Genomic DNA, 9913 nt, shown 5'->3' with positions numbered 1-9913 from the left:
TTCGCCCCCGTCAGCCCTGACGAGGACGAGGAGCCCTCCGGCCGTGAGACCGTCGTGGTCGAGGTCGGCGGCAAGCGGCTGGAGGTGTCGCTGCCCGCCTCGCTGGGCGTGGGCACCGCCCCGGCGGGCGGCGCGAAGAAGCCGAAGCGCAAGGCGGTCAAGAAGTCCGGCTCCGCCGCCTCCGGCGACGCACTGGCCTCCCCGATGCAGGGCACCATCGTCAAGGTCGCCGTGGGCGAGGGCGACACCGTGGCCGAGGGCGACCTCATCGTCGTCCTGGAGGCCATGAAGATGGAACAGCCCCTCAACGCCCACCGTGCGGGCACCGTCAAGGGCCTGGCCGCCGAGGTCGGCGCGTCCATCACCTCGGGCGCGGTCATCTGCGAGATCAAGGACTGACAGGAATGATCGCTGTGGCTCCACTCGGAGGTAGGCCCCAGGGTTGACTGGCGCTTCCGCTGTCTCCGGCAGGATGAGCCGACCGCCCGGCGGGGATGAACCGGCGGGGATGAAAAGGAAAAAAGTTACCGACTGCTCACCTAGGCCGAGGCGTCAAGACGCCCATCCGTGCCACCGCGGTCAACGCGTTGCGCTGCGTCGAGGGCTCGTGCATACCAGGAGGGCCGAGGCGGGTGGCGACCTACGTCACGTACAGATGTCAGACATTCGGTGTTAGGGTCGCCTTATGAGAGATCTTCGTGCGCCGCGCCGCGTCGCGAGCTTGTCGGCGCAACTGGTGGACACCCTTCGTGAGCAGATCACATCCGGCGCATGGCCTGTAGGGATGCGGATTCCGCCCGAACATGATCTGGTCGAGCAACTCGGTGTCGGGCGTACGACGGTGCGCGAGGCGCTCGGCGCGCTGGTGCATCTGGGCCTGCTGGAGGCTCGGAAGGGTGACGGGACGTACGTCCGGACGTCGAGCGAAATGCACTCGGTACTGATGAGACGCGCCAACACCTCGAGGCGGAGCGACGTGCTGGAACTGCGCGCAGTACTGGAAGAGTACGCCTCGGGCTTGGCCGCGTTGCGGCGTACCGAAGACGACCTGAATCGCCTTCGGCACCTCCTCGACGAGGCCGAGGGGGCAGCGGATGCACCGGAGACGGCCGCCAGCGCGGAGGTCGATACCCGCTTCCACCAGGCCGTGGTGAGTGCCAGCGGGAACGCCCTGCTTACCGAGGTGTACGACGTCCTCAGCATCGCGGTCACCGAACAGATCGGCGGCATGGTCTGGCCCAGCGCCACGGCCGCGGAGCACAGCCTTCTGCACAGGCGTCTCGTCGAGGCGATCGCCGCCCAGGACGAGGTCGGCGCACGCTACTGCGCCACCGAGATCGTGAAGCTCACCGAGACCGTGAAGCTCACCGAGACCGGAACGGAACGACAGAAGTGACCACCTCGAGGAACTCCCGCGCCGGCCTCACCACGGCTACGAAGGCCGACCTGATCGCAACCCCGAAGACGCCGGTTACTACGCCCGCCCTTTCGGCCGGCCTCTTGATCGCGATCCTTTTGGTGGCGGCCAACCTGCGCGTGACCTTGACGGGTGTGGGCACACTGCTGCCGGCCATCGAGCACGACACCGGGTTGACCGCGTCAGAGGGAGGCGTACTGAGCACCCTGCCGCTGTTTGTGTTTGCAGTGACTTCGCCCTTTGTCGGGCGCACCTCGCACCGGGTCGGCACCACCCGCCTCCTCGTGGCTGCCCTCGCAGTGCTGGCAGCGGGCACCGTGATCCGGTCCTTGCCTTCGCTTGCCTGTTTGTTCCTCGGAACCGTGATCCTCTCGGTAGCGATCGCAGTTGGCAACGTCCTGCTGCCTACGGTGATTCGCACCCACGTGCCCGGCCCGCGGGTTCATACCGTCAGCGCTCTCTACGTCACCGCTATGGGAATGGTCGCCGCTCTGTCGTCCGGCATCTCCGTCCCGCTTGCCGAGGCCCTACCCGGAACCTGGCATTCCGCCCTGGCCTGGGGAGTGGTCGTCGCCGTCGCCGCTCTCGCCGTGTGGTTGCCCCGGCTACGCGGCTCCCGCCCGGACGGCGGCGTGCGGTCTCGTGGGACACACGCTCGAACCCCATGGCGATCCTGGCTGGCGTGGCAGGTGTCCTTCTTCATGGGCCTGCAATCCCTTGCCTTCTACACCGCCGTCGCTTGGCTGCCCAGCATCCTCGGTCAGCAGGGCATGAGCACCACATCTGCCGGCTGGATGCTGTTCTACTACCAGCTCGTCGCATTGGTCACGAGCATGCTGCTGCCTTTGATCACTCGAGGCCACCACGATCAGCGCTTCGCTGCTGCCGCGGGCTCAGCGATCGTCGCCGCAGGCTTCGCGCTCCTGCTCCTCTTTCCAGCGCTCGCACTCGCGGCGTGCACTCTTCTCGGGTTGGGCGCCGGTGCCTGTCTCGTGCTCGCCCTGAGCTTCCAAAGCCAACGTGCCACCGGTCCCAGCGAGACCACAGCCCTGGCCGGGATGGCTCAGTCCATCGGCTATCTCGTCGCCGCGGCCGGACCCCTTCTTCTGGGCGTCCTCCACGACACCACCGGCAGATGGACTGGCGCTCTCCTTCTCCTCACCGCATTGAGCCTGGTCATGGCCGCTGCCGGTTATGGCGCCGGACGCGACCGCCACGTTCGCACCCGGCCTGACCGCGAGACAGGCGAACGCCGTCCAGGACACATCGGACCGGATGCAGGGAACGCCGAGTCAGCCCCCTGAGCCGCTGCGGGAAAACCGCAGCTCCGCAGGCGCCCACCGCCAATCCGTGATGGCGAAGTACTCGAAGGAAGCGCGTCCTGGAAGGGTACTGATGATCAGATACCCGGGAACTCGGTCCCCTCGCAGGATGCGTACCTCTTGACCGAGAACTCCGCGCGATCGAGGCCCGCTTCCCGCAGGAGGCCCTCGATGCGCTCGTCGCGAATGAGCGCGTGTCTGTGTCTCCTCGTCCCTGATCCCGACCGTGAACAAGCTGGGCTCTCTGCCCGTGATCCTCTCCGGCTCCGATGAGCTGAAGAAGCGCTGCCTGACCCCGCTCGCCAAGGGCGACGGCATGATCTCGGGGCGCTCCAAGGGCATCAGCGCCTTCGTCGTCGAAAAGTCCGACGAGGGCGTCTCCTTCGGCGCCCCGGAGAAAAGCTCGGCATCAAGGGCTCCCCGACCCGCGAGGTTTCCGGGCGGCCGCCCGCGGGGAGCCGGCAGGCCGCGACGGGCAGCAGTGGTCCGAGGATGGCCTATTCCGCGTCCGTAAGCTCGGTGGGGTAGCGCCGCTCGCGCACGGCCGCTTCGGCCCGCCTCCGCCCACCACCAGGGCACCGGACGCGTTCCTCGGGCAGCGGCTCCACCCCGGCCTCGAGTGCGAACCCACCCTTGCGGACGGTCGTCTCGCCGGCCCCGGCTATCTGCGCGACCAGGCGAACGCCGCCGTGGCCGAGCGCCGCGGTGGACGGCGAAGTCGCTGCGGCACCTGGCTGCCGAACTCGTCCGGCAGGGCCATCGGGTGACTGCGCCCACGGTGGGTCGGCCGTTGAAGGAGCACAGGTTCAGCCTGCGGGGCACCGCCAAGACGTCGGAAGGCGATCAGCATCCGGACCGGGCCGCGCAGTTCCGTTGGATGCTTTGCGACGTTCTTGCCGGTCAGGTCTCCCCGGACGTCAAGGGGCACTCCGCTCTGGGCACACGCCCGCCGCCGCCATTTGTGTTGGCGGAAGACGTGCTGGCGGCTACTTGCCGTCGTCCTCGCGCTTGAGGGCTTCCAACGCCCGCCGCGTGACCTCGTCCACAGGGCCCAGGGAGGAGATCGTGACCGCGAGGCCCTGCGTCTTGTAGTACTCGATGATCGGCTCGGTCTGCGTGTAGTAGACCTCGAGCCGCTTGCGGACGGTCTCCTCGGAGTCGTCGTCGCGCTGGTAGAGCTCACCGCCGCAGACGTCGCACACGCCCTGCTTCTTCGGCGGGCTGTACGACACGTGGAACACGTGTGCCGACCGGCTGCGGCAGATGCGCCGGCCGGCGATGCGCTTGATGATCTCCCCCTCGGGGATTTCGAGGTCAAGAACCGCGTCCAGCTTGATGGCCTCGGTCTTCAGTAGCTCGTCGAGCACCTCGGCCTGCGAGACGTTGCGCGGGAAACCGTCGAGCAGGAAGCCGTTCTCGGCATCCGGCTGTTGCATGCGGTCCTTCGCCATCTCGATGGTGAGCTCGTCGGGGACGAGATTGCCGGCGTCCATGGAGACCTTCGCGAGTTTCCCGAGCTCGGTCTGCCGGCTGATGTTGGCCCGGAACAGATCGCCCGTAGAGATGTGCGGGATCGACAGCTTCCCGGCCAGGCGTGTGGCCTGAGTGCCCTTTCCAGCCCCTGGCGGCCCGACGAGGACGATGCGCATCAGCGGAGGAACCCTTCGTCCTTGCGCTGCTGGAGTTCATCGGCGACGGAGGCGCTTGCGAACGGCTTGGAGACGACCTCGCCGATCCTGCCACCCACGGCCAGATACCGACGACTGGCTGACGGTGCGGCTGGTCGGGGGAGGGCCGGAGCCCCGGACCACTTTCTTTCGATTCCGCTCAGAGCCTTCATCACATGTCCAATCGTCTGGGTGGAGTGTCTGCTCGGCTCGCCATGGGAAAGGTGGACAGGTTGGTTGCGACCGTCCAGCGGCAGGGCGCGGCTTGTCAGGGCGGGTGCCGCGCCGCGCCGCCGGACGGAGTGGGTGGGAACTGTTGCCCCATGGAGGGTGGTGCGGGTCGGCTGCATCGGGGCTGCATCGGGACCGTCCGGCGGTACGTCTTTTCGGCAAGACAGGGGCGTGCCGCCGGACGGGGTATGAGAGGCGAATCCCCTGCACGCAGAGGCTCCGGGTGCTCGCTCAATCGATGAGGTCGAGGGCGGTGGCGACGATGCTGTCCGGGTCGATGCGGTGGTAGCGGTAGACGTCCTCGATCGCCCCGGACTGGCCGAACCGGGTCACGCCGAGAGTGCTGATGGGAACGTTCTGGATCGTGCTCAGGAAAGCCAAGGTGTGGGGATGCCCGTCCAGGACGGTGACCAGCGGGGTGGCCCGGTCGAGGGGGAAGACCTGGTCGAGGATCCAGGTCGGGTCGTCCGACAGGCCGCGACGGGCCTGGAGTGCGCGGAAGAGCAGGTCCGGGCTGGTCACGCATACCACGTCGGCGCCGTGGCCGATGGCGGCGAGCCGGTCGGCGGCGGCCAGGGCCTCCGGGACCAAAGCGCCCATCGCGGCGAGTGTCACCACGGGCTTCTCGTGCTGCCGCAGCCGGTAGGCGCCGGCGGTCACATGCCGGCGACGGCGTTCGCGAGCGGCCGGGTCGCTGGGCACGGCGGCTGTCGACTGGTCGATGGGTCGGGTCGACAGCCGCAGATAGGCCGACCTGCCCCCTGGACTGGCCAAGTTGCCGAGTGCGGCGAGCAGGCACCATTCGGTGTCGATCGCGAACGCCGGCTCATAGGTGACGCAGCCGGGCTGTTCAATGCCCAGCGAGGGGGTGGTGATCGACTGATGTGCACCGCCTTCCGGGGCGAGGGTGACACCGGAGGGGGTGCCCACCAGGATCGACTGGCCACCGGCATAGATGCCGAACGACCAGGGCTCCAGTGCCCGGTTGACGAAGGGATCGTAGACGACGCCGATCGGCAGCAGCGGCTGGCCCCACCGGCTCCAGGTAGCGCCCAGCTCGCCGAGGAGACCGACCAGGTTGGTCTCCGCGATGCCCAGCTCGACATGCTGGCCGGTGGGCCGCTCCCGCCAGTGCAGGATCGTCTCGGCGTCATCGGCGAACCAGTTGGGGCGCTCGGTCGGCGACCACACACCGACCTTGTTGAGCCAGCCGCCGAGGTTGGTGGTGGAGCTGACGTCCGGGCTGACGGTGACGATCCGGGCGGCCGCCTCCGGCGCCCGCCGGGTGAGATCCAGCAGGACGCGGCCGAGAGCCTGCTGAGTGTTCCCGATGCCGGAAGGGGCCGGGCGCGCTAGGTCGGCGGGGATGGCGGGGGGCTCTTGGGGCGCCTGTTCGGGGCGGTGCAGCCGCTGGGCGGCCGCCGCGCACAAGGCCGCTTCCGCCGAACCCGCACCGAAACGCCTCCACGGGTCGTCGAGATCGGTTCCCAGGCGGTCGGCCAGTGCACTCATCTGGTCGACCGTCAGGAGAGAGGAGTGGTTTTGCGGGTGGCCCTCGGTGGGGAGCCCGTAGCCCTTGACCGTGTAGGCGAAGATGACGGTCGGGCGGGTGTCGTCGACACCGGCGAACGCATCCGACAGCGCGCCGATGTCGTGGCCGCCCAGGTTGCGCAGCGCCGCCAGGAGCGAGGCGTCGTCCAGGGGGGCGATGAGGTCGGCGATCGGCCCGGCGGTCGAGCCGGTGCCGGGCAAGCGCTCGCGCAGCTCGTCGGCGGAGCAGCGCAGCAGGCGCTGGTATTCGGGGTTGCCCATGGCATCGATACGAGCGCGCAGGGCCTCGCCGCCGGGCCGGGTGAACAACTCCTGTAGGAGATGCCCGTACTTGAGGGAGATCACCTGCCAGCCGGCCGCGGCGAACATGCCTTGCAGCTTGTCCGCGGCGATGCCGGGGATGACTCGGTCGAGAGACTGCCGGTTGAGGTCGACGACCCACACCACTTCGCCCAGCCCCGGCACCATCGGATCCTGGATGGCTTCCCAGATCGCGCCTTCGTCCAGCTCGGCGTCGCCGAGCAGGGAGTACTGGCGCCCCCTCCCGGCACCGCCGAAGCGCCCCTCCACGTAGCGCCGGGCGAGAGCGCCCCACAGGGGAGCGGTGGCGCCGATACCGACCGAACCGGTGGAGTAGTCGACCGGGTCGGGGTCCTTGGAACGACTGGGGTAGCTCTGCAGACCGCCGAAGGCGCGCAGTGTGGTCAGGTAGGACTCGTCCAGCTCGCCCAGCAAGTAGTTGATCGCATGCAACACCGGTGAGGCATGAGGCTTGACCGACACCCGGTCCTCGGCAGTCAGTGCATGAAACCACAGCGCCGTCATGATCGAGGTCATCGAGGCACTGGACGCCTGGTGGCCGCCCACCTTCAGCCCCGAAGGGTTCGGCCGCACCCGGTTGGCGTGATCGATGATCGCGGTGGACAGCCACAGCACCCGCTGTTCGACCGACTCCAGCGCAACAACCTCCTCCGCCTGGGCAGGACCGCCGTTGCCGCCGGACGGCCTTAGTTCCGTCACCATCACAGACCACCTCCGCATTCGGCACCATGCTTTAGGGATTTCGCGTTATGCTCCGCCAGAAGACGAATCACTCCGCGACTGCACAGGATGTGCCTTTTAGATCGAGCATTCTGCTTGAATTCGGGCCACCTGATCGGCTGGCCCAGGGCGCCGGACCGGTTCGCACCGGCCTTAAGACGCGGCCCTATCACGTGCCTTGGCTGACGGCAGAGAGTCGACTGCTCGCAGGACATCTGTCAGCCATGCGACCTGCCCGTCGAACTGTGACAGCTTCCAGGGCCATACCCACCGGTAGGCCGTGTGCTCCCAGTTGAGAGTGAGTCGGCGTTGACTGGTGCAGGCCAAAAAAGTGTGCACGGTCCAGTCCGGCCCGCCGCGAGGGTCGGCGAGACGCAGCGTGGGGCCCGCGGTCAGCCGCTCCAGAGCGCGGGCGGGGAGCAGAGTCTCCTCCCAGATCTCCTGGATGGCTTGCCGTACCGGGTCGCTGTCAGCGTCCAGATATCCGGTGATGCAGTGCCACAACCCTGCATCATGCTGGACAGATCCACTGCGCTTGAACAACCCGATGCGCCCTCGCCACATGAGGATGACGGCGACTACCTGCCGCGGGCCCTGAGACCTGGGGCAACCGGCCCCATTCTGGGACTGGGCCCCTGGTGAAGCCCGGGAGACCACCCTGAAAGCACGAGGCTTGACACGCTCTGAGACAACCTCGCGTGCCGCCGGTCCGTTCCTGTCGTTCACCGGATGCGGCTCTCGCTCCCGGCCCATGCCTTGTCCCGCAACACAAACTTCTGGATCTTCCCGGTGGAGGTCTTCGGCAACTCGGTGAACGTGACCGTCTTCGGCGCTTTGAACCGGGCCAGTCTGCCCTTCACATGCTCGATGATCTCCGCCTCGGTGGCCGTAGCGCCTTCCCGCAGGCTCACATAGGCGGCAGGGACCTCACCCCAGTGCTCGTCCGGCACCGCGATCACCGCCGCCTCCAGTACCGCCGGATGGTCCATGATCGCCTGCTCCACCTCGACCGACGCGATGTTCTCCCCACCCGAGATGATCACGTCCTTCGAGCGGTCACGCAGCTCCACGTACCCGTCGGGGTGGAGGATGCCGATGTCCCCGGTCCGGAACCATCCGTCCGGCACCGCTGCCAGGGTGGCCTCCGGGTCGTCGAGGTAGCCGAGCATGAGGTTGTTGCCGCGCAATGCGATCTGCCCCGTGGTGACACCGTCCGCGGGGACGTCCGTGCCGTCGTCCGCGATCACCCGCGGCACGCACGAGATCATGTTCCCGACGCCCTGGCGCGCCTTGAGCCGGGCTTGTGCCGCGACGTCGCGGTCGTTCCACTCCGGGCGCCAGTCGCACAGCATCGCCGGGCCGTAAGTCTCGGTCAGCCCGTACAGGTGCGTGACCTCGAACCCCAGCGCCGCCATCCGCCGCAGGATCGCCGGCGACGGCGGCGCCCCACCGGTGGCGATCCGCACCGTGCGGTCCAGGGGTGCGGCCTCTTGGGCGTAGGCGATCATCGACAGCACCGTCGGCGCCCCGTTGAGGTGCGTGACGCCCTCCTCCCGGAGCAGTCGCCAGACCTCCTCCGGATTCGCCTTCGGCAGGCAGACGTGCGTCCCAGCCGCCGCGGTCACCGCCCACGGGAACGTCCATCCGTTGCAGTGGAACATCGGCAGCGTCCACAGGTGCACGCTCGACGGCGTCAGTCCGGTGTGTCCCACCATCGCCACGGCCTGGAGGAACGCGCCCCGATGGTGGTACATCACGCCCTTCGGGCGGCCCGTGGTCCCCGAGGTGTAGTTGATCGACAGCAGCGCCCGTTCGTCGGTCGGGGTCAGGTGCAGCGGCTCCGCCGCGGCCAGCAGATCCTCGTATTCCCGTCCCGCCCTGATTCGGTGCGGTGGGGCGTCCAGCCGGGCGAGGGCCTCGTCCACCAATGCGTCGGACGACGGGTCGTGGATCAGCACGGACACCTTGGAGTGCTCCAGGATGTAGGCGACCTCGCCCGCCGACAGCCGGGTGTTCACCGCGACCAGCGGCACCCCCGCCCACGGCACCCCGTAGTGCGCCTCCAGCGACACATGCGTGTTCGGTGCCAGCACCGCCACCGGACGTCCCCCGGCCAACGAGGCCAACCCGCCCGCCAACCGCTGACACCGATCACGCAGCTCCGCATAGGTCCACCGGGACCGCCCATCCACCACTGCGACCCGATCCCCATGCGCCGCCGCAGCACGATCCAGATACGACGTCGGGGTCAACGGCTCGAAGGACAAGGAGCCCCGGTCGCCGGTCATCGCACCGCTCCGTGTACCGGGACGCCGGTCGTGATCAGGAGGGTGCGGTTGTCGTGGTGTTCGGTGAGGATGTCGCCGGTGCCGTGGTTGTAGAGGTCGGTCATCGGCTGGTCTCCTTGTGGTGTGTGGGGTTGTGCTGGGAGTGGAACTGGCGGAGTGCTTCTTGGTGGGCGGGGCGTGCGGCTCGGATGTCGGCGAGTACGTCGTCGGCGGGGCGGACGACGTTGCGGGGGTTTTTGAAGTGGGGGATGACGTACTTGCCGAAGAGTTCGATCGAGCGCAGTAGCTGGTGGTGGGGGAGGCTGTCGACGCGTAGGACGAGTGCGTCGACGCCCATGTCGGCGTATCGCTGTACGTGTTCGATGCAGTGGTCGGGGTCGCCGACCATGAAGCCTT

The 9913-nt window shown here is 68.1% G+C and carries 8 protein-coding genes and 3 pseudogenes; 5 read left to right on the top strand and 6 right to left on the bottom strand.

Features of this window, described 5'->3' with window-relative positions:
* From KN815_RS41810 to KN815_RS41795, 4 genes and pseudogenes are all read left to right on the top strand, one after another.
* A partial coding sequence (locus KN815_RS41810) for a biotin/lipoyl-containing protein (protein ID WP_216347001.1) occupies positions 1 to 399 on the top strand: 399 nt, incomplete at its 5' end.
* A 286-nt stretch (positions 400 to 685) separates the two neighbouring features.
* Positions 686 to 1396 carry a FadR/GntR family transcriptional regulator gene (locus KN815_RS41805; protein ID WP_216347000.1) on the top strand — a complete coding sequence of 237 codons (711 nt, stop codon included), beginning with the start codon at positions 686 to 688 and terminating at the stop codon, positions 1394 to 1396.
* Positions 1393 to 2721, top strand: coding sequence for an MFS transporter (locus tag KN815_RS41800; RefSeq protein WP_253209583.1), 1329 nt, complete (start codon positions 1393 to 1395; stop codon positions 2719 to 2721). The genes KN815_RS41805 and KN815_RS41800 overlap by 4 nt, the downstream gene beginning before the upstream one ends.
* Positions 2722 to 2882: 161 nt before the next feature.
* Positions 2883 to 3219, top strand: a pseudogene (locus KN815_RS41795) (acyl-CoA dehydrogenase family protein); the annotation flags it as partial.
* Between the two features lie 68 nt (positions 3220 to 3287).
* Here the strand turns inward: KN815_RS41795 and KN815_RS52665 are convergent.
* A pseudogene (locus KN815_RS52665) lies at positions 3288 to 3440 on the bottom strand (ISAzo13 family transposase); the annotation flags it as partial.
* Positions 3441 to 3502: 62 nt separating this feature from the next.
* Between KN815_RS52665 and KN815_RS52660 the strand changes: the two are divergent.
* Positions 3503 to 3751 carry a hypothetical protein gene (locus tag KN815_RS52660; protein ID WP_443732344.1) on the top strand — a complete coding sequence of 83 codons (249 nt, stop codon included), beginning with the start codon at positions 3503 to 3505 and terminating at the stop codon, positions 3749 to 3751.
* Here KN815_RS52660 and KN815_RS41785 read toward each other — a convergent pair.
* The 5 genes and pseudogenes from KN815_RS41785 to KN815_RS41765 all read right to left on the bottom strand — a co-directional run.
* A complete protein-coding gene (locus KN815_RS41785; protein WP_216346999.1) occupies positions 3726 to 4388 on the bottom strand; it encodes an adenylate kinase in 663 nt (220 codons plus the stop codon). The two genes, KN815_RS52660 and KN815_RS41785, sit on opposite strands and share 26 nt — an antisense overlap.
* A 480-nt stretch (positions 4389 to 4868) precedes the next feature.
* Positions 4869 to 7211 (bottom strand): thiamine pyrophosphate-binding protein, encoded by a 2343-nt coding sequence (locus tag KN815_RS41780; RefSeq protein WP_253209582.1) that lies wholly within the window; start codon positions 7209 to 7211, stop codon positions 4869 to 4871.
* Between the two features lie 171 nt (positions 7212 to 7382).
* On the bottom strand, positions 7383 to 7982 hold the full coding sequence (locus KN815_RS52455) for an NUDIX domain-containing protein (protein ID WP_372458617.1): 600 nt from the start codon (positions 7980 to 7982) through the stop codon (positions 7383 to 7385).
* Positions 7952 to 9517 carry an AMP-binding protein gene (locus KN815_RS41770; protein WP_216346996.1) on the bottom strand — a complete coding sequence of 522 codons (1566 nt, stop codon included), beginning with the start codon at positions 9515 to 9517 and terminating at the stop codon, positions 7952 to 7954. Before KN815_RS41770 ends, KN815_RS52455 begins: the two co-directional genes overlap by 31 nt.
* A gap of 100 nt (positions 9518 to 9617) precedes the next feature.
* Positions 9618 to 9913 (bottom strand): annotated as a pseudogene (locus KN815_RS41765) (hypothetical protein); the annotation flags it as partial.

Origin of the sequence: Streptomyces niphimycinicus, from assembly GCF_018883605.1 — a bacterium.
Taxonomy (GTDB): Bacteria; Actinomycetota; Actinomycetes; order Streptomycetales; family Streptomycetaceae; genus Streptomyces; species Streptomyces niphimycinicus.
Note: the sequence above shows the minus strand (reverse complement) of the source record. Positions and strands in the feature narration are given on the sequence as shown.